Origin of the sequence: Alteromonas sp. MMG017, assembly GCF_018100795.1 — a bacterium.
Classification (GTDB): domain Bacteria; phylum Pseudomonadota; class Gammaproteobacteria; order Enterobacterales; family Alteromonadaceae; genus Alteromonas.
The window spans coordinates 14,879-35,285 of record NZ_JAGJDY010000012.1 but is presented as its reverse complement, the minus strand read 5'-3'; the positions used below and the strand labels follow the sequence as shown (position 1 = coordinate 35,285).

Here is a 20,407-nt window from a genome sequence, read left to right as displayed (position 1 = left end):
TATAATGCACACAGACTTGTTAACTTTAGGTTAAAGGAAATTCATGACGTTCGGTTGGGTTACGCTTGCGGTACTGTATCTATTTTTGCTTTTTTCTTTGGCAAGTTGGGGCGATAAGAACTCGCCTCGAGCACGAGCGTTAACCTCGCACCCAGCCATCTACTCACTGGCACTCGCCATATATTGCACGGCGTGGACATTTTTTGGCATGGTAGGGCAAGCCAGCCGCGATACATGGATTTATCTGCCCATTATGTTAGGGCCAATTTTGGTATATGTGCTTGGATATCGATTTATTTATAAGCTAACTCTGGTAAGCAAAAAGCAACATATCACCACTATTTCTGATTTTATTGCGTCTCGTTATGGCAAGCGCCAAACCGTCGCCTTGTTAGTGACCGTTATCGCGCTGCTGGCTACCATTCCCTATATTGCGTTGCAATTAAAAGCGATTGGCTCCACTTTTCAGTTATTAACTCAACAGCCTAATAGCAATTTCATCGTGATTGCTGCCACCACATTTATTGCGATATTTGCGATTTATTTTGGTACTAAGCATGCCGATGTAACCGAGTACCGCAGAGGATTAATGCTCGCTATCGCCTTTGAGTCCACTATTAAGTTGCTGGCCTTGGTGTTGGTTGCGTTTGTGGGGTATAGCGCGTGGCGACAAACTGAAACAGGCCCTTTTTTAGAGACCTTTGTGAACACTGCCGCATTATCGCAATTTAGCTCGTTCAACTTCATTGCTCAAACCATTATGGCTGCGGCTGCTATTGTGTGCCTGCCTCGTCAATTCCATGTGGCGGTCATTGATAACCTGAGCCTTTCACACTTAAAAACAGCCCGCTGGTTGTTCCCGCTTTATCTCGCCATTATTTCTGCAGTTATCCCCATTATTGCTATTGCGGGTAAAGCTATTTTTGCTGGCGCCAGTGTTGAGCCAGATTCTTACGTACTGTCCCTGGCTATGTTTTCCGGCTCTGCCTTGCTACAAGTCATTGTATTTGTTGGGGGGTTATCAGCTGCGACTGCAATGATAATTGTGGCAACCCTAACCTTAAGCACCATGTTAACCAATGATGTGATCTTGCCCCGCTATTTAGCGTTTCGCGGCAGCCACTCTGAGAAGAAAGATTTCTCTGCGCAAATACGCCTTATAAGACGTATTGTTATTGGCTTCATACTGCTAATGGCATTTTTGTATCATCAACAAATGACCAGTAGTCGCTCGCTCCATTCAATTGGGCTTATTGCGTTTTCATTGGTGATTCAATTAATGCCAGCGATCCTCGGTGGATTATATTGGAAGCGTGCGCATGCCCATGGTGTTTACGCGGGCTTGTTAGTGGGAATAATACTTTGGGTATTGTGGTTAGTATTCCCGTTGGTAGGAAAGCAAACATCACAATTTGCCAATAACGAACTTATCAGCCAAGGCGCGATGATTAGCCTTGGCGCGAATACCGTGATGTACATTATTTTTTCATGGTTTGCCCCGCACCGGCTTATCGACAGAATTCAAGCCGAGGCTTTTGTGTCTCCTGCTGTGGTTAAAAATAGTGTCATTAAAGGGCCAAATAGCAATGTAACGGTATCCGATCTTATTACGCTGCTATCGACCTTTATGGGCACAGGCCGATGCGAACAACTTATTGAGCAGTATCAGCATCACAATAGCTGCACGTTGAACCACCAAGCTTCTCCCGATGAAGACTTTCTTACGTTTTGTGAGCGCGCGCTTGGCGGTGTTATAGGGGCATCTAGCGCCAAAGTATTGTTAGACAGCGCATTGCGTGGCAAGAAAATGGACTTCACGGAAGTCATTAACTTTTTCGACGACACCACACAAGCCATGCAATTTAATATGACCGCGCTTTTGACCTCGTTGGAAAACATGGATCAAGGTATTAGCGTTGTCGATAAACATTTAAATTTAGTCGCTTGGAATAAGCGATACGCAGCTCTTTATACCTACCCTGAAGATTTTCTCGCGGTGGGCATACCTATAGAGAAACTTATCCGCTTCAACGCATCACAAGGGGAATTTGGCAAGCTGGACGTAGAAGCGGAAGTAGAAAAGCGCTTGGAACATTTGCGCTCTGGTACACCCCACCGATTTAAACGTCAGCGAAAAGATGGCCGCGTGATTGAAATGGTGGGCAATCCCCTACCAGGCGGTGGCTTTGTAACCAGCTTTAATGACATCACCGACCATATTGAGATTCAACAGGCCCTTGAAGAATCCAATATCGACTTAGAAGCCAGAATTAAGCGGCGTACCGAAGAGGTGCATACTATTAACGCCGAACTACGGCTTGAAATAGAGCGGCGCTCTGGTGCAGAAACTGAACTAATTAGGGCTAGAAAGGCGGCTGAAGATGCGAATGCCAGTAAAACGCGCTTCCTAGCACTGGCCAGCCATGATGTACTTCAGCCCTTAAACGCCGCCAAGTTGTATATTTCAGCGCTAGAAGAACAAGAGCTATCGAATGGTGTACATGAAATCATTCAAAAGCTGCACCATTCGGTAACCTCAAGTGAGGCACTTATCGGTACGCTTTTAGATATCTCACGCCTTGATCAAGGTGAAATGAAACCAGACATCGAGCCCGTAGATGTACAAGCGCTTCTCAGCCCGCTTATTGACGATATAAGAATGCGAGCACAGGAAAAAGGCCTTTCATTGCGGGTATGGGTGAAACCACTTTGGGTAATGGCCGACAAAACCTACTTATATCGAATTATGCAAAATTTGCTGTCAAATGCAGTGAAGTACACCCAAAAAGGCAAAGTTTTACTCGTTATTAAGTCCACTAAATCATCTGTTTCTTTTCGTGTTTATGACACAGGAATTGGTATTTCGGAGGATAAAAAAGATAACATTTTTAGTGATTTCTATCGCATCAATCAAAGTGCAGAGCATGGTATTGGCTTAGGACTAGGCGTGGTACGAAGGTTAAGTCAGCAATTGGGTAGCGATATAACCGTATCGTCCTCACCGCAAAAAGGCAGTTGCTTTACTTTTAGCCTGCCAAAAGCCCAGCCAGGTTCTGCAGTAAGTACAACAACCAAGCCTAAAAACACAACTTTCACTGGATTGCAGGTACTTTGTGTAGACGACCAACGGGAGAACTTAGATGCAATGCAAACGTTGCTAGCTCGCTGGGGCGTTAAAGTGATGTTAGCCGGGTCGTGGGATGAAGCCCTAGCCCTGATTGAGCAAACGTCCCCTCAGATATTATTGATGGACTATCAATTAAGCCACGATGAAACACAAAACGGCCTAGCCTTGATAGATAAAATCAGGTTCCAGCTTGATGCCATCTTACCCGCAGCTTTGATTACCGCGACACCGGATGAAGATTTAGTGGCTAAATGTAAGGAGCAAGGAGTTAACTATCTATCTAAACCCTTAAAGCCAGCAAAACTAAGAGCGTTACTTCAAAGCATGACTCGCCACATTCGCGAGTCACACTATACCGATAGCGACTAAACTTGCGGGTCGCTTCTCACCCTGCTCTTTTTCGTCGGCTTATCGGTTTTTTCTTCCGTTTTACTCACTGTCGTTGTTGGGGTTACTTTACCCATAGTGCCCCACGCTGATTTCGGATTGATAAGCACAGGGCGCGTTAAAATAAGGTTATTAGGGTACATTAGCGTTTCGCGCTCAGAAGTCACCAACCGTGTGCTAAATGGCCCTAAGTCGGCAATGTAACCCTCTATAAAATTATCACCATCGAGAATACGAATAAAATTCCCTCGGCGATATGCAACGTTCGTCAACAGTATAAAGTAAGCGGTAATATTACTTATTAATGACCAACTGGCGAAAAGTGCTACCCCAGTTACCGTGATAATGGAGGTTGATAATACCAGTAAGCCAGAGAAGTCTATTCCCCATGCAAGCAGCAATAAAGCTAACGATACCGTGGCCACTATAACCCTAGCGGCAAATAAGCCCTTAATCGCACTGGTAGACTTTAATTTAGTTTTCTCGATATTGGTTTCAAGTTTGGGTAGGATTTTTCTTGAAGCTGCTAAATAAAACAGTAAAACCAACCCACTCCAAATAAGGTTTGATTGGTAGGCCGTTAGCCATACCACTACCTCTTGCCACCACTGCATCATAGTAAAAAACTCATTATATCCTCATGTTACCCCATGCTATCGCGTAACGTTTTTGAGTTCATCCAGATATTACTGTCGCCACCACAATAATAATTCGTAAGACCATCAATAAAAGGTGCTTTATGATGCGCGCCAATTCGCTGTAGTCCGACTAATCTGGCTATGCACCATAAAAGGTGCTAATGATTAAGCAGCACTCATTTTTAAACACACTTTATAACCACAGGCAATTTATAATGCGCATAGCGATTTTATCCCGGAACCCTCGCCTTTATTCTACTTCTCGTTTAGTAGAGGCTGGGCGTGCACGCGGTCACGAAGTAGATGTTATCGACACCATGCATTGCTATATGGATATAACCAGTGCTCGTCCATCGGTACGTTACAAAGGCAATAAACTACCTTATTACGACGCGGTTATTCCCCGCATAGGCGCTTCTGTTACCTTTTACGGAACCTCGGTCGTACGCCAGTTCGAAATGATGGGCACATACAGTGTGAATGAATCGGTAGCAATTAGCCGCTCCAGAGACAAGCTGCGCTCTTTACAATTGCTGTCACGCAAGGGCATTGGCATGCCGCGTACTGGCTTTGCGCATCACCCAGATAAAATAGAAGACGTGATAAAAACCGTGGGTGGCGCCCCCGTGGTCATTAAACTGCTTGAAGGTACTCAAGGTATTGGTGTGGTATTGGCCGATACCCATAAAGCGGCAGAGTCGATTATTGAAGCCTTCATGGGACTAAATGCCAGTATCTTAGTGCAAGAATTTATTAAAGAGGCCGGCGGTTCTGATATTCGCTGCTTTGTAGTAGGCGGAAAAGTGGTTGCTGCAATGAAACGCCAAGCAGCACCGGGGGAGTTTCGCTCTAACTTACATAGAGGCGGTCAAGCCAGCTTGGTAAGACTAAGCCCTGCGGAGCGAAAAACTGCCGTAGATGCAGCTAAGACCATGGGCTTGAACTGTTGTGGTGTCGATATTTTACGTTCAAACAACGGGCCTGTGGTAATGGAAGTAAATTCATCACCGGGTCTGGAGGGCATTGAAAAAGCCACCAATAAAGATGTCGCCGGTATGATCATTGAATTTATTGAGAAAAGTGCGCAGCCGCACAAAACGAAGACGCGAGGTAAAGGCTAAGTGGCAGTGGATAATTTAGTCATTGGTGGGCAGAGTATTGCGCCCGGTGAATCGGTCAAGATTGAGCTGGAGATGCCCCCTTTATACACCGCAACAAACATGAGTATTCCGGTTTACGTAACCCGAGGGAAACGCCCCGGACCTACTATGTTTGTCAGTGCAGCTATTCACGGTGATGAGCTTAATGGTATTGAAATTGTAGGTCGACTCATTCGCTCACGGGCCATTGAACGGTTAAGAGGTACGCTTATCGCGGTACCCATGGTGAACGTGTACGGCGTGTTGAACCAGTCGCGTTATTTACCCGACCGCCGCGACCTAAACCGCAGCTTTCCTGGTAGTAAGAAAGGCTCGCTGGCCGGTCGACTAGCCAACCTATTTTTAAAGGAAATTGTGCAAAAGTGCGATGTAGGCATAGACCTGCATACCGGTGCAATACATCGCAGTAATTTACCTCAAATTCGCGCCGATTTAGACGACCCTGAAGTGCTTGAAATGGCAAAAGCGTTTGGCGTTCCCGTGTTGCTAAATGCTGAACTGCGCGAAGGTTCTCTGCGAGAAACAGCTAGCGAGAGTGGCGTTAAAATTTTGCTCTATGAAGCAGGACAAGCGCTTAGGTACGATGAGTTTTCTATTCGTGCGGGCCTTCGCGGTATTATTAATACCATGCGTCACTTAGGTATGCTGAATAAGAGTCGTAGCAAAGGGCACAATATAGAGCGTTTTATTGCCCGCCAAAGCGGCTGGATACGCGCAACGGAAAGTGGCTTTGTTACCCATTTAGCCCAGTTAGGCGATCATGTAAACAAGGGCGATAAGCTGGCAACTATAGCAGACCCTTTCGGCGGCTATTTGGCCAGTATCGAGAGTCCAGCCGAAGGTGTGGTGGTTGGGAAGCAAAATATCCCTCTCACTCAAGAAGGCGAAGCGGTATACCATATCGCCTACTTCTCTCAACCGGACACTGTGGCAGAACATGTTGAATTATTACAAGATAATCTGCTACCAGGTGAAACAGAATATACTTGATTAAGGTAGTAACATGACGGATAAAAAAGTAATCGGAGCGGTAGAGTTGTGCGACCTACCTGCGTTTACCATCACCGATTTGAATGTACGAGTTGATACCGGCGCAGCAACCTCCTCTTTGCATGTAGATAACATTGAAGAGTTTGAGGTAGATGATGAATTGTGGATACGCTTCGATATCCACCCTGATATTCATAATGTAGATAGAGTGGTAAGAAGAGAAGTCAAAGTTGAAACAAAAAAGCGAGTTAAAAGCTCTACCGCGACAAGAGAGAAGCGTTATGTGATAGTAACGCCTATAATCATGGATAGTGTGCAATGGGAAATTCAATTAACCTTAACCGACCGCTCTGAAATGACGTATCTTATGTTACTTGGTAGAGAAGCCATGAGCGGCCATTTTTTAGTTGATCCCGAGTACGACTTTTTACTCACAGGGAAGGATTAATAGTCGAAACAATGATAGGACAAATGATTAGCCGTAAATTATTAATATCTACTTTCTTACTGCTAAGTAGCTTATCCTCCCCATCGGGTTTTGCAGGCGAAAGCACCGAGTCGCCTCGTATGGAAAAGGAAAGTAAACCGGCTATGCAGCATAGTCAGTTGCGCCTTCCCAATGTTCATCCTGGTCGCGATCCTGTATACGCTTACGCTAAAACATTATTGTTCAAAGCATTGGAAGTAACTGAAGATAAATATGGTACCTTCGAGTTAAAAGTGAGCGAACAGGAAGTTGCTCAAGAGCGCCAATTAAGAAGCTTAGAACACGACATGTTAGATATCACATGGAGTGTGTCTTCTATTGACAGAGAAAAACAACATCGCGCAATTCGTATTCCTATTATGGGCGGATTTTTTGGTAAGCGAATTATGCTTATTCGTGCCGATGATAATCGCTTCGATTCCCCCCTAACGTTTGAAAATTTAAAATCGATGCGCGCGGTGCAAGGCTATGACTGGCCTGACACGCGTATTTTCCGTCACAATGAAATTCCCGTACTTGAAACCACCTATCAAGCATCGTTTAGAATTGTGGCGGAGGGCTTTGCCGATATGTTTCCACGAAGCGTAATGGAAATACAATATGAATTGGATAAGCAGCCTGATAGCACACTGAAAATTGAACCACACCTACTAGTGTCTTATGAAAGCGCACTGTTTTACTTTGTCGCGTCAGATCAGGAAGCGTTGGCAAACCGAATTAGTGAAGGTCTGACTATTTTGCTGGCGTCCGGTGAGTTTCAGAAAACATTGATGGCACAGCCCGTTTACCAAGAGAGCATGGCGCTAATGCGTGGACGTACTGTGATTAAACTAGAAAATCCGCTGCTGAGTGAACAGAGTAAGGCAGCACTTAAACATTACCTAACTTATTTTACCCCCAAGCCTGTACTCGAACAGGTTGAACCATCACTAAAGAATGTTAGTGATCACTTGTAGCAGGTGGCTCAAGCTCTAATTGCGATGCTATTAATACCGCTTGCGTGCGGTTATTAATGCCAAGCTTCTTAAAAATAGCGGTAACGTGCGCTTTCACCGTCGCTTCTGCAATATCCAAATTATAACCAATTTGCTTGTTGAGCAATCCGTCTCGCATAAAGCACAGTACTTTATATTGTGAAGGCGTAAGGGAAGCAACATGATCCGCAAGCTCTGAAAACGCTTCATCAATCTCATCTACGCTATCGCTTAAGTTGGGTGGTAGCCATACATCCCCATCTAAAATAGCTTGTACCGCATTAGCAATATCACCCGAGCTGGCAGTTTTAGGGATGAACCCCAGCGCGCCGGCACTCATAATTTTTGATATTAGCTGGGTATCTTCCGTGCCAGACACCACCGCTACAGGTACATCAGGAAACAGTTTACGAATATGAATTAACCCGAAAAGGTCGTTGCTGCCCGGCATGTGTAAATCAAGCAGCAATAAGTCGATATCCTCGCGATTGAGAATATCGACTGTCGATGTTAAATCACCAGCTTCTGATAGCGTCAGCGCTGGTAAAGACAATGACAAAGCGCCTCTTAAGGCATCCCGATACAACGGATGATCATCGGCAATTAACAGGGTTGTCATTGCATTATCCTTTATGATTTGTTTAATCGCTCCTTAATGAGTGTATCAACAACTGACGGATCCGCCAATGTAGATATATCACCAAGTTGCTCATGTTCGTTCGCGGCAATCTTACGCAAAATTCGACGCATAATTTTACCTGAACGGGTTTTAGGTAGGCCAGCCGACCACTGTATTTTATCAGGTGTCGCAATGGGACTTAGCTCTTGTCTAACCCAGTTTTTAAGCTCTGTGGTTAGCGCATCATCAACGGCAACACCGTCGATTGGGGTAACATAAACATAAATACCCTGCCCTTTAATATCATGAGGAAAGCCCACTACCGCCGCTTCGGCCACTTTTGGATGTGCCACTAATGCGCTCTCAATTTCAGCCGTGCCTAAGCGGTGACCGGATACATTTAACACGTCATCTACGCGCCCAGTGATCCAGTAGTAGCCATCTTCGTCACGCCTTGCACCATCACCGGTAAAGTATACACCTTTGTAGGCACTAAAGTAGGTACTGATAAAGCGTTGATGATCGCCATACACGGTTCTAGCTTGACTTGGCCAGCTATCTTTAATTACAAGGTTACCCTCGGCTGCGCCTTCAAGTTCGTTGCCTTCAGCATCAAACAGTGCTGGCTGAATACCAAAGAATGGCCGCGTAGCAGAGCCAGGCTTAAGTGCTGTCGCCCCTGGCAATGGCGTAATCATATGGCCACCGGTTTCAGTCTGCCACCATGTATCCATAATAGGACAACGGCTTTGCCCAATCACTCGGTGATACCATTCCCAGGCTTCAGGGTTAATAGGTTCACCCACTGTACCGAGTAACCGTAACGATGATAGGTCACAGCCTTCTGCTGGCTTGTCACCGTGCGCCATCAAGGCGCGAATAGCAGTTGGTGCAGTGTAAAGGCTATTCACTTTGTATTTTTCTACTACCTGCGCGATACGACGCACATCTGGATAAGTAGGAACACCTTCAAAAAACACCTGTGATGCACCATTGATCATAGGGCCGTACACCATATAGCTGTGCCCAGTAATCCAACCGACATCGGCAGTACACCAGTAAATATCATTTTCTTGATAATCAAAGGCATATTTGAAGGTCATAGCGGTATACAGCAAATAACCACCGGTAGTATGCACTACGCCCTTAGGAGTGCCTGTTGAGCCTGATGTATACAAGATAAAGAGTGGGTCTTCCGCGTTCATCACTTCAGGCTCACATTCAGTAGAGCAATCTGCGACTAGCTCATCCCACCAGACATCGTGACTGTCGTTCCAAGCTACATCTTCGCCAGTCACCTTTTTAACGATGACATGAGTAATGGATGGGCAAGCACCTTTTGATAGTGCCTTATCTACATTGGCTTTCAAAGGCACAGAACGACCTGCTCGGCGGCCTTCATCGGCGGTAATAACCACCTTTGCATCGCTGTCGTTAATACGATCGGCAATCGCGTTCGGCGAAAAGCCACCAAAAATAACAGAGTGAATAGCACCAATACGGGCGCACGCCAGCATAGCGTAAGCAGCGTCGGGCACCATTGGCATATAAATAGCGACCCTGTCGCCTTTAGCCACACCAAGTGATTTAAGTGCGTTAGCTAATTTACAGACTTCATCATGCACTTCTTGAAACGTAATATCTTGGCTTTGGTCAGGAGAGTCACCTTCCCAATGAATAGCCACTTTGCCTGCATTGTCTGCTAGGTGGCGGTCAATACAGTTGTAACTGGCATTTAACTCGCCGTCTTCAAACCATTTTATCGAAACATCATTGTCACCAAAATGGGTGTTTTTCACTTTGGTCGGCTTTTTAAACCATTCAAGTAAGTTAGCGTGTTCAGCCCAAAATGCTTCAGGGTGTGCTACAGAATTAGCATACATCTCAGCGTACTGAGCATCCGTTAAGTGGGTCGTACTTTTAATCGCGTCAGGAACAGAAAAAGTCTTACTGGCAGTCATAAAAAATTGCCTCCAATATCAATAATGTGAAATGCTTTTATATACTAAACACTGTAATGATTAGACTATAAAGTAAAAATGCGACTTTGGTCTTACGGTTTATAAACTTTAGTCCTAGGAATTCAACCGCTCATCAATTACGACTATAGTCGTATGCGACCATTAGCTTATTTCAATTTATAGCAAGGTCGGCAAACCTATAGGAGTTAACTTTGAATTTACATTTATTTAACCACACTTTAGGGCAAATATAATGAAAGCCACAATAAAAAACTCAGTGCTAGCCGTATCGTTAGCACTTGCAGCGTCTAGCGCCACTCTCGTTAGCGCCGCTGACTTAGGCGATACCAGCGTTAAATTTACCGGCTACATAAAAGCCGACGCTATGGTGAGCAACTACTCTGAGGGCACATTGGGTTCCGGTAGTATTGGTCGAGATTTTTACATACCCTCGCTGACTCCGGTTTCAGGCGGCGATGAAGGCACCCAATTCGATGCACATATTCGTCAATCCCGCTTTAGATTTAGCACCAACACGCCAACAGCAGAAGGTGACGAAATCAAAGGGGTATTAGAATTAGATTTTATCGTCACTAGCGGTGGTGATGAACGTATTAGTAACTCTTATACTCCTCGTGTTCGCCACGCCTACATTCAGTATAAAGAATGGCTAGTGGGTCAAACATGGACCACATTTATGGACGTGGGTTCCCTACCGGAATCTCTTGATTTCATTGGTACCACAGACGGTATTACTTTCGGTAGACAAGTCATGGTGCGATACACCAACGGTGGCCTACAGTTGGCTTTAGAAAATCCTGAAACTACCGTCACACCTAATGGTGGCGGTGGGCGTATTGTGGCTGACGACAATGCTGTACCTGATTTTGTAGCGGCTTACACCGCGAAACAAGACTGGGGCTACGTAAAAATAGCAGGTCTTGTGCGCCAGCTTTCATATGATGACGGCAGTGGCATTGACGCCGATGAAACCAGTTACGGCGTTGCCTTGTCAGGAAAATACAAACTGTCGAGCGGCGATGATATTCGCTTTATGGTGAATACAGGCCAAGGAATGGGTAGATACACCGCACTAAATGCAGCTAATGGGGCAGTCATTACTGCCGATGGCGATTTAGAAGCTATCGATTCAACGGGTTATGCTATCGCCTACCGTCACCTTTGGAACGACAAAATGCGAAGCAGCTTCATGTTTTCAGCATTGGATATTGATAACGATACAGCGCTTACCGGTCTTAGTGTGACGGAAAGCAGCTATAGTGCACGGGCTAACCTTCTCTACTCACCCACCAAAGCACTTACTTTTGGCGCTGAGTATGCGTTTGCACATCGCGAAATTGAGGAAGGGTTGGAAGGTGACATGAACCGTCTACAGGTTTCTGCGAAATACGCTTTTTAATCTGATACTTACCAGTAATGACTACGGGCGCCTCTTTCGGCGCCCTTTTTATTCTTATCTGCCTGCATACGTATTCACGTTGTTTACATTTAATTTACACTCTAGTGTCTAGTTAGTTTTCTCACGCAGTTAAACAACGCCACCAGGACTCTTTTATGATCAACCGTAAATTGCTGACTTCCAGTGCAGTTGCTACCCTACTAGGCTGTGGTATAGCCTCCCCCGTTGCGCATTCACAGCCCTCCACATTCGTGCACTTATTCGAATGGGATTGGCAGGATGTAGCAACCGAATGCGAAACTTATTTAAGCCAAAATGGTTATGCAGCTGTGCAGGTGTCGCCGCCGAATGAACATATTAATGTTCCTCAGTGGTGGGCTCGTTACCAGCCTGTTAGCTACGATTTAGAAAGTCGCGGAGGGTCTCGCGCAGACTTTACGAATATGGTTCAGCGCTGCAATGCTGTGGGTGTAGATATCTACGTTGACGCCGTCATCAATCATATGGCTGCAGGGTCGGGTACGGGAACAAACGGCAATACCTTTGGGAATAAAAGTTATCCAATGTATTCGCTTCAAGATTTCCATGACACCTGCTCGGTTGATGACTATGGAGACCGATGGCAAGTTCAAAACTGTGAATTAGTCGGTTTGGCTGACTTGAAAACCGAGTCTAGTTACGTACAAAGCACTCTAGCAAACTATCTTAATGACTTGGTAAATATAGGCGTGGCTGGATTTAGACTGGATGCCTCTAAACATATGCCTGCGGTCGACATATCGAGCATAATCAATCAGGTCAACGGCTCTCCCCTCGTGTTTCAAGAAGTAATAGATCAAGGCGGTGAGGCAGTTGGTGCTAATGAGTATTTCTCAAATGGTCTGGTGACCGAATTTAAATACTCAGTTGAAATTGGCAATGTTTTTCGCAATGGATCACTTGCTTGGCTAAGTAACTTCGGTGAAGCGTGGGGCTTTATGCCTAGCTATCAAGCCGTGGTTTTCGTCGATAACCATGATAATCAACGAGGTCACGGTGGAGGCGGTAACGTTATTACCTTTGAAGACGGACGGTTATACGACCTAGCGAATATCTTTATGCTGGCTTGGCCTTATGGTTACCCCAAAGTCATGTCGAGTTACGACTTCCATGGCGACACCGATGCCGGCGCACCATCAGTACCCGTGCATAACAACGGAACACTGGAATGCTTTGCTGACAACTGGAAATGCGAACATCGTTGGTCGTATATTACAGGCGGCGTTGATTTCAGAGACCACACTTCAGATGATTTCGTCGTAACCGACTGGTGGAGCAATGGCGGCAACCAAATCGCCTTTGGTCGCGCAGACAGTGGATTTGTAGCCATTAACAAAGAAAGCTATGCCATGAATACCACGCTTCCCACCTCCATGGCGCCGGGTCAATATTGCAACGTGTTAACCGGTAATATTAATGCAGCCAAAACCCAATGTAGCGGTGATGTGATATCCGTTGCCGCCGATGGCTCTGTTGCCGTAAATATTGCTTCATGGGAAGCCATTGCTATTCATCAAGGGGCAATGCTGACCACAGACGACCCCAATGCAGATTGGCAACGCACTGTTATTTTTGTACAAGCCACCACCGAAAGTGGACAAGACATGTTTATTCGAGGCGGAATTGATCATGACTATGCTGCATCAAATTTAGGAATCTCTTGTACAACAAGTAACTATGCGTGTGCCATTCCCATTACCCACAACAATATGCGCAACACCACGACGGCACCGTGGAAAGCCAACGACAATTACCTTGATTGGTACGGTGTTGAAGCTAGCCAGAGTAGCGAAGCACAAGGCAGCGCGCTTGATTGGACTACCAACAATTGGCCTTCATCGTGGGGCGCAGTGAAAACCGTGGCTAGCGATGGTTTTGGAGAAACCCCGTCAAACGTATGGGGCGATCATTATTGGATGCTCGATGTTCAAATGGATTGCAGTAAAACCGTAGACGGTTGGTTCGAATTAAAAGCGTTTATTAAAAATGGGCAAGGATGGGAAAGCGACGTAACACAGTCCGGTACGCCTTATGCCTCTAGCAACCATATGGCGCAATGTGGAAAGCGCAATATGTTTGTGTTTGGGCAAAGTAGCGCCGACATAACAACGTTCTAGCGCTACACATTTTAAGGCTATAAACTTTAAAACAACATAAGGCAGGTGCAAAGTAAGCACCAGCCTTAGTTCGCGGCTATAACAGCGGTGGGAAAAGCTACACTGATATAAAAATAATACCTAGCGGCATACAGAAAAATAACCCACCAATATAAGCGACCCCATAAAACTTTTTCTCGGCCACAATTACCGATAGCTTGTAAGACAAATCTAACGGAATATTGCGTAACATAGGCGTACCGTAAATTAACGCCACGCTAAAAACGTTATACAGCAAATGCACAATGGCAATTTGTAATGCAACACCTGCATTCACACCCACCACACCAAGCGCCGCAATTAACGCCGTAATGCAGGTGCCAACATTCGCGCCCAGCGTAAACGGATAGATATCTTTTGCTTTTAATATTCCGCTGCCCACTAATGGCACCACCAGCGAGGTGGTGGTAGAGGAAGACTGTACTAACACTGTCATTAGCGCGCCTGATGAGATTCCCGAAATAGGCCCCTTTCCGATACTTTTATGCAAAATATCTTTTGCTTTACCCACCATGAGGGATTTCATAATTTTCCCCATGTAGGTAATTGAAGTAACAATAAGCCCAATACCAAGGATGATTTTGGCGATACCGGGATAGACAGTAGGTAAACCGCTTACCATGCCTGTTACGATACTAAGCGCAGGCTGGGTGATTGCCTTAATTGGGTTAAAGCCATCAATCCCCATTGTGCCACCTGCATTTAGCATAGACACTACAAAGGCGCTGGTATGCTCTAGAATGCCAAACGCCATTTCAAGAGGCAGAAATATAAACACTGACATCACGTTAAAAAAGTCGTGAATAGTGGCGGCGTTAAATGCTCGTTGGAATTCATCTTTTCTGGCGACATGCCCAAGGCTAACTAGTGTGTTTGTGATACTGGTGCCAATATTCGCTCCCATCATCATGGGCACGGCAATGGTGATAGGTAAACCACCCGCTACCATACCAACAATAATGGAAGTCACCGTACTTGAAGATTGAATGAGCGCGGTAGCCACCATGCCAATAATCAACCCCATGATGGGGTTACTAGCAAACGTGAATAGTGTTTTAGCTTGATCGCCTGCGGCAAGTTTGAAGCCGCTTCCTATCATGCTAACGGCCAACAACATTAAATACACTAGACCAATAAGCAGTAGCCAACGGCGCCAGTTACCATGCTGGGTTTCGGTTTCACAAATAAGAGGTGAATCTGATAGAGACATAGAAAATAACAGTCAATAAATAACAGTGAATTCATACTATGACGAAGTTGTGACAGATAAATGACCAACGTCGACAGTATAAAATCACCGCAATTTATAACCTTACTGCAATGCTTGGGTAAGACAGGCTGTGTTTAGGGCTGGCACCAAGTCGTTATGACTTGGCCCGTAATATTAGAAACTTACGCTCTAACGTTTGCACCTTTTGTTACCAGTATCTAATAACCTAACGGATGGCGGCGAACCACCTCACCTATTTGCTTCAGTGTGCTTTCATCAAGGTTAAGTGAGAACGCAGATAAGTTTTCAGCCAACTGATTAGTGGTAGTAGCGCCAATAATGGTAGAAGTCACACCTGGCACTTGTTTACACCATGCTAAAGCCAATTGCGATGGAGTAACCTTTGCTCGCTTGGCAATTTCAACATAACGAGCGGTGGCTTCACGAGCGGGCTCTTTGTCTCTGAATAACCCTTGGCGCTGAACCAGTGTCCATCTAGAACCTTTAGGTCTATCACCGTTCATGTACTTACCACTTAGCATACCTGTAGCAAGCGGCGACCACGGAAGGTAGGCAATGTTCTCAAGCGCGCACATTTCAATAAGGTACGGCCAATCTTTTAAATGCAGCAAACTGAATTCATTTTGGATAGAAACTGGTAAAGGAATATTCATTTCTTTGCACAGCGTCAAAAACGTGTGTATACCCCAAGGGGTATCATCGGATAGTCCCCAATGGCGAATTTTTCCAGCATCGAGCGCTTTTTTGATACCGGTTAAAATATCTCGCATGCCATCGATTTCTTGCTGTTTATTGATTTTGGTAGGGTTAGCGCGATCAGGCCAATGCTTTCCAAAGTGTGGGGTAACGCGGTTTGGCCAATGTAACTGGTAGACATCAACGTAGTCGGTATTTAAACGGCTAAGCGAATCATTCAGTGCCGTCTCAACGGCACTTGCCGTAATAGGACCGCCTTCTCTTATATAGCTCAAGCCGCTTCCGGCAACTTTTGTCATGATAACAAGCGAGTCACGTGCTGATTGATTTCTTGCTAACCAGTTACCTAAAATCCGTTCGGTATCACCATAGGTTTTATCGTTCGGCGGTACAGGGTACATTTCGGCGGTATCGATAAAATTCACACCATGACTTATCGCCATTGCTAATTGTTCATCGGCATCTTGCTGAGTATTTTGAATACCCCATGTCATGGTTCCAAGGCAAATATCCGATACCGATAAGTCGCTACCGCCTAATTTGTTAAATTGCATATCTACGTTCACCTACCTTCAACTTGTCTCTGGTTTTCTCTGCTTTTGTGCTAATTCTGCTTCCACAACAGCGAGTCGTTCTTCAATTGCTTGACGAGACTCTACCATTTCATTGGCAAGTTCAGCCAACGATTTGAACTCAGCAAAACCGAGTTTCCTCGGATCCATTCGCTGATATTGGCGCTTACACCGATAGAAGAACATAACGAAATTAGAAAAAGCGCGGTGAAATGTGGCGAAGCTCTTCACTAGGATTAAAATTAAAAGCACCGAGGTGAGCACCGCAATACTGATACTGTAAATTTTTACTTTTTGCTCTTGGTTTTCAATAATAGGCTGTAGAGCTTGGTCGATTAACGTGAGCTGCTGCTCGACACTGTGAGCTTGTCGCCGAAAGCGCCCTACCAAACCTTCATTATGTGTAAGGCCTAATGTTTGATGGGCAATAGCAAGTGCTCCCACCGCTTCTTTATATAAGCCGAGTAATTCGTCTACCTGTGCAGACTTACCCGTGCTTTGCACCTGTGCCAGCCGCTCTATATTTTGAATGGCAAGGGTAGCGTAATAATTATTGTGGGTTAACTGAAAATCGCGAATGGCCAACCTTGCGCCATCAAGTTGAATGAGCGCATTCGACCCAACGTCAAAATACGACTGACTGAGCAATGCTCCCTCAGTCTCAATCATCTGCCCTAACAAACCAGATGTTGGCACCAGCCCTATTTCGGTTTGTAACGTAACCACTTGTTGGAAAAGTTGTTGGTATTTATGTACTCCCTCGGCTAAGTTTCCTAATTGCGACGTAGGCATATCATAATCGCTAATTAAAGGGGTAAGCTGATTAAGCCGAGCACTAAAACTCTCAGAACGCTCAATAAATAGCTGAAAGTACTCCTGCTGATGGCGCATCAGAAAGTCTTTCTCGTGACGTCGCATTTGCAGTAAGTCTTGGCCCATACGAAGCAATAAATCCCGCTGCTGGTTTAATTCAATTAGCCGCTGCGTAAAATAATGCTGACTGACCACCAGCATGCCCATTCCAACAACACAAATCAGTGTCATTAGTACAAGCCTAGATTTTATAGAGTCAAACTTCATTTTTGGTATTTCTCCTAGACAATGTTTTCCATCAACGGCAGGGCGTATCAAAAGCGATTGCGTGTATTGAAGATAGCCTAAAACCAGCTATTTAGCGCAACTGCTATACGGCATGTTTACAGGTGCTTTTATTGGAGCTTCTACCAGAACTTACATTAGTACTAACCCCGGCAAAGTGCCCAGTCATTGCAGCCAATATCAATGCTCGCTGACATATAGGGTGAAACCCCTATGTTCGAACAAAAAACAAACCGACATTATAAGGGCGTACCTTGCTGCAAAGGATACCCGATGAAGATGACAGTCTTATCACGGGAATATCCACATAAACATGCAGTCTCATTTTGGAGAGAATAATGAAAAAGTTTGCCCTATCTACCTTAGCTGCGGCCATGCTCGCAAGCCCAGCGGCTCACACGTTAGCTGATGCCTACATTGGCGCTCAGCTTACCGACACACTCACCACGCTTGATGTAAACGACTCACTTATGGCGGTCGTGACTTACGATCAGCTAGACCCTTTAGCCGAATCTCAATTACAACAACTCTTAAATCTCGGCATTTCAGAGGGCGTTCAATTTAAATCATTGCCCATCGTTGGTGTTATCGCCACAAAGGCACAAATAGATGCCATTGCAAAAATTGACGGCGTTCGCTCTGTATTTGCGAACCGAAAAATGAAGTTATATAACGCAGATGCTCGCGAAATTACCGGTGTTGCAGACTTGCAGAACGAAGGCTTTATTCAGCGAAACGGTATGGAATTTACCGGCAAAGGCTCTACGGTAATGGTGATTGATTCGGGTATTGATGCATCGCACCAAGATCATTTTTTCGGTGATACCGTGGTAGAAAATGTACAAGCCCTTACCCATGCTTCTGTGATTGGCATTACCGGTGTGACTGATGGATTGACCTTGAGAGGACAAGTTAACACCGACCTTAACTCAGGTCATGGTACCCACGTAACAGGCACTATTGCTGGTAGCGGCAGCATGTCGGATGGCAAATATGTAGGCGCCGCGCCTGATGCTGACATTATTGGCTATGGTTCCGGTGGGGCAGTGCTTTTACTAGATACCATTGGCGGTTTCGACTTTGCCATTAATAATGTTTATAGCTACGACAACCCAATTAAAGTCATTAGTAACTCTTGGGGTTCAAGCGGCAAGTACGAGCCATTAGGGCCTGTATCTTTAGCAACATATAAGGCTCATAAGCTAGGTATGATCAGTGTTTTCGCTGCTGGTAACGATGGTCCAGGTGAAGATTCACATAATCCTTATGCGCAAATTCCATGGGGTGTATCGGTAGGTGCTGGCGATAAATTTGGTGGCTTGGCAGACTTTTCTTCGCGGGGACTCAACAGCGAGTCTGGCAATTTTACTATGCCCGATGGTACCGAGTGGACATATAACAACGAGGTTTCCGTTGTTGCCCCAGGTGTAGATATTGTTTCTACCCGAGCAACAACGAACTTAGCGGCCAACGGTGGTGAAGCAGATATTGATGCCATTGAAGTACAGAACCTACCGTTCTATACCATGATTTCAGGCACCTCTATGGCAACGCCCCACGTGTCAGGCATCATTGCACTGCTACTTGAAGCAAACCCATCTTTGGACAACGCTTCAATTAAACAAATTTTGCAAGAAACCGCCACAAATATGCCAGGTTACGAACGCTGGGAAGTCGGAGCGGGTTACGTTAATGCTCGCTCTGCAGTAGCCGCTGCACTCGACTATGATATGTCTCACAGCTTAACCGTTAATAATTTACCGTCGAAAACCTTCAAAGCTAATGCATTGGTATCAACCAGTGAGCGTACAGAAGTGTTCGACGTGTTCTATGCACCAGTGGGAGAACCTGAAGTAAAGATCTTTGAGGTCGGCGAAAGCGAAGTACTCGTTAAAGCCTCTGCCAGTACCTTAGCAAACCTAACGAAATTGGTATTAGTTGCCCCAGATGGTACCGAGTATTTTGGTAACCTTACTACGCCAGTATTAAGTACCACTATGCGTGTGTCTGCCCCAGCAATGCCAGGCACTTGGGGAATCTATGCCTACGGCTTAACATCGCTTTCTGGTATTCAAGCAGACCCTCTGGCCATCACTAATGGACCAGGTATTCCTGAAACCTTTGAAGTAACGGTATCGTTTGAAGAAAGTGGTGGTTATGAAGGCATTGATGATATTGAAGGCCACGCACAACAAAACGCGATTGAATTTGCGATCAGTGAGCGATTAATGGATGCCCTTAACAACCGAGGCTTTTATCCAGATGCTGGCTTAAAACGCAAAGACTTTGCCCGCTATGCGGTAATGGGTGGCGCCGTAAGACAATACCGTGACTTATTAAACGAAGACGTTCCTAACATTGGTGCCGTTCCAGGCTTTGATAAAGCGTTTGTTGAGTCGGTTATGGTGAGTGGCGGCGCATTAAAAGACAACTTACGCACACAATCGCCCGTGCTTTATAGTGAAGACGGTAGTGCCAACCCGTTTGGTGTAATGAGTAAGTTAGACACGGCTTATGCTATGGTTCAAATGCTAGGGTTAGAGTCGGTTGCCACCAGTTTCGACCCTGATGCCGACATTATTGTCGATTACAGTGGTGAACAGATAGTTCTCGCCGATCAAGATCAAATTCCAGCGGAATTAAAAGGCTACGTCCAACTCGCCATTACGATGTCGCTAATTAATGTCTCCTTTGGTACTGAACAAAGCCCTTTTAGCGTTACCCCAACGCTAACAGCAAGTTTTGATCCTGAGTCGACGGTAACCCGCGCCCACTACGCTGTTCTTTCATCAAGATTGTTTACCCAATACTATGAGTAATAACAGCTGAATGAAAAATGGTGCTGTTATAGT

General features: G+C 45.4%; 14 protein-coding genes. 8 read left to right on the top strand and 6 right to left on the bottom strand.

Annotated features, from left to right (window positions below; translation table 11 throughout):
- The first annotated feature begins 43 nt into the window (after positions 1-43).
- Positions 44-3,496, top strand: a complete 3,453-nt coding sequence (locus J8L84_RS17105) for a PAS-domain containing protein (RefSeq protein WP_211071757.1) — start codon at positions 44-46, stop codon at positions 3,494-3,496.
- Here J8L84_RS17105 and J8L84_RS17100 read toward each other — a convergent pair.
- On the bottom strand, positions 3,493-4,131 hold the full coding sequence (locus J8L84_RS17100; protein WP_211071756.1) for a mechanosensitive ion channel domain-containing protein: 639 nt from the start codon (positions 4,129-4,131) through the stop codon (positions 3,493-3,495). The two genes, J8L84_RS17105 and J8L84_RS17100, sit on opposite strands and share 4 nt — an antisense overlap.
- 236 nt (positions 4,132-4,367) lie before the next feature.
- Here J8L84_RS17100 and rimK point away from each other — a divergent pair, with 236 nt between their 5' ends.
- From rimK to J8L84_RS17080, 4 genes are read left to right on the top strand one after another with little or no spacing between them, the layout of a single operon-like run.
- Positions 4,368-5,273 carry a 30S ribosomal protein S6--L-glutamate ligase gene (gene rimK, locus J8L84_RS17095; protein ID WP_211071755.1) on the top strand — a complete coding sequence of 302 codons (906 nt, stop codon included), beginning with the start codon at positions 4,368-4,370 and terminating at the stop codon, positions 5,271-5,273.
- Positions 5,274-6,302 (top strand): succinylglutamate desuccinylase/aspartoacylase family protein, encoded by a 1,029-nt coding sequence (locus J8L84_RS17090; protein WP_211071754.1) that lies wholly within the window; start codon positions 5,274-5,276, stop codon positions 6,300-6,302.
- Between the two features lie 13 nt (positions 6,303-6,315).
- A complete protein-coding gene (locus tag J8L84_RS17085; protein WP_211071753.1) occupies positions 6,316-6,750 on the top strand; it encodes a RimK/LysX family protein in 435 nt (144 codons plus the stop codon).
- Positions 6,751-6,761: 11 nt separating this feature from the next.
- On the top strand, positions 6,762-7,745 hold the full coding sequence (locus J8L84_RS17080) for an amino acid ABC transporter substrate-binding protein (RefSeq protein ID WP_211071752.1): 984 nt from the start codon (positions 6,762-6,764) through the stop codon (positions 7,743-7,745).
- Here the strand turns inward: J8L84_RS17080 and J8L84_RS17075 are convergent.
- Together J8L84_RS17075 and acs are read right to left on the bottom strand one after the other, a co-directional pair.
- Entirely contained in the window at positions 7,729-8,382 is a 654-nt protein-coding gene (locus tag J8L84_RS17075) for a response regulator transcription factor (RefSeq protein WP_211071751.1), read from the bottom strand. The genes J8L84_RS17080 and J8L84_RS17075 overlap by 17 nt on opposite strands.
- A gap of 11 nt (positions 8,383-8,393) precedes the next feature.
- Positions 8,394-10,343: an acetate--CoA ligase gene (gene acs, locus J8L84_RS17070; RefSeq protein ID WP_211071750.1), complete on the bottom strand. Its 1,950-nt coding sequence runs from the start codon at positions 10,341-10,343 to the stop codon at positions 8,394-8,396.
- A gap of 253 nt (positions 10,344-10,596) precedes the next feature.
- Here acs and J8L84_RS17065 point away from each other — a divergent pair, with 253 nt between their 5' ends.
- Both J8L84_RS17065 and J8L84_RS17060 read left to right on the top strand, forming a co-directional pair.
- On the top strand, positions 10,597-11,763 hold the full coding sequence (locus tag J8L84_RS17065; protein WP_211071749.1) for a DcaP family trimeric outer membrane transporter: 1,167 nt from the start codon (positions 10,597-10,599) through the stop codon (positions 11,761-11,763).
- Between the two features lie 155 nt (positions 11,764-11,918).
- Positions 11,919-13,919, top strand: coding sequence for an alpha-amylase family protein (locus tag J8L84_RS17060; protein ID WP_211071748.1), 2,001 nt, complete (start codon positions 11,919-11,921; stop codon positions 13,917-13,919).
- Between the two features lie 97 nt (positions 13,920-14,016).
- Here J8L84_RS17060 and J8L84_RS17055 read toward each other — a convergent pair whose 3' ends face one another.
- The 3 genes from J8L84_RS17055 to J8L84_RS17045 all read right to left on the bottom strand — a co-directional run bounded on the left by J8L84_RS17055 (position 14,017) and on the right by J8L84_RS17045 (position 17,537).
- Positions 14,017-15,168 carry a Na/Pi symporter gene (locus J8L84_RS17055; protein WP_211071747.1) on the bottom strand — a complete coding sequence of 384 codons (1,152 nt, stop codon included), beginning with the start codon at positions 15,166-15,168 and terminating at the stop codon, positions 14,017-14,019.
- Positions 15,169-15,386: 218 nt separating this feature from the next.
- On the bottom strand, positions 15,387-16,439 hold the full coding sequence (locus tag J8L84_RS17050) for an aldo/keto reductase (protein ID WP_211071746.1): 1,053 nt from the start codon (positions 16,437-16,439) through the stop codon (positions 15,387-15,389).
- A gap of 18 nt (positions 16,440-16,457) precedes the next feature.
- Entirely contained in the window at positions 16,458-17,537 is a 1,080-nt protein-coding gene (locus tag J8L84_RS17045; protein WP_211071745.1) for a chemotaxis protein, read from the bottom strand.
- Between the two features lie 356 nt (positions 17,538-17,893).
- Between J8L84_RS17045 and J8L84_RS17040 the strand changes: the two genes are divergently transcribed.
- Complete coding sequence (locus J8L84_RS17040) at positions 17,894-20,374, top strand: S8 family serine peptidase (protein ID WP_211071744.1); 2,481 nt, start codon at positions 17,894-17,896, stop codon at positions 20,372-20,374.
- The last annotated feature ends 33 nt before the right edge of the window (positions 20,375-20,407 follow it).

Excerpts from the sequence above, each read along its gene's own strand:
- J8L84_RS17105 (WP_211071757.1), top strand. The coding sequence starts at position 44 with ATGACGTTCGGTTGGGTTACGCTTGCGGTACTGTATCTATTTTTGCTT.
- J8L84_RS17100 (WP_211071756.1), bottom strand. The coding sequence starts at position 4,131 with ATGATGCAGTGGTGGCAAGAGGTAGTGGTATGGCTAACGGCCTACCAA.
- rimK (WP_211071755.1), top strand. The coding sequence starts at position 4,368 with ATGCGCATAGCGATTTTATCCCGGAACCCTCGCCTTTATTCTACTTCT.
- J8L84_RS17085 (WP_211071753.1), top strand. The coding sequence starts at position 6,316 with ATGACGGATAAAAAAGTAATCGGAGCGGTAGAGTTGTGCGACCTACCT.
- J8L84_RS17080 (WP_211071752.1), top strand. The coding sequence starts at position 6,762 with ATGATAGGACAAATGATTAGCCGTAAATTATTAATATCTACTTTCTTA.
- J8L84_RS17075 (WP_211071751.1), bottom strand. The coding sequence starts at position 8,382 with ATGACAACCCTGTTAATTGCCGATGATCATCCGTTGTATCGGGATGCC.
- acs (WP_211071750.1), bottom strand. The coding sequence starts at position 10,343 with ATGACTGCCAGTAAGACTTTTTCTGTTCCTGACGCGATTAAAAGTACG.
- J8L84_RS17065 (WP_211071749.1), top strand. The coding sequence starts at position 10,597 with ATGAAAGCCACAATAAAAAACTCAGTGCTAGCCGTATCGTTAGCACTT.
- J8L84_RS17060 (WP_211071748.1), top strand. The coding sequence starts at position 11,919 with ATGATCAACCGTAAATTGCTGACTTCCAGTGCAGTTGCTACCCTACTA.
- J8L84_RS17055 (WP_211071747.1), bottom strand. The coding sequence starts at position 15,168 with ATGTCTCTATCAGATTCACCTCTTATTTGTGAAACCGAAACCCAGCAT.
- J8L84_RS17050 (WP_211071746.1), bottom strand. The coding sequence starts at position 16,439 with ATGCAATTTAACAAATTAGGCGGTAGCGACTTATCGGTATCGGATATT.
- J8L84_RS17045 (WP_211071745.1), bottom strand. The coding sequence starts at position 17,537 with ATGAAGTTTGACTCTATAAAATCTAGGCTTGTACTAATGACACTGATT.
- J8L84_RS17040 (WP_211071744.1), top strand. The coding sequence starts at position 17,894 with ATGAAAAAGTTTGCCCTATCTACCTTAGCTGCGGCCATGCTCGCAAGC.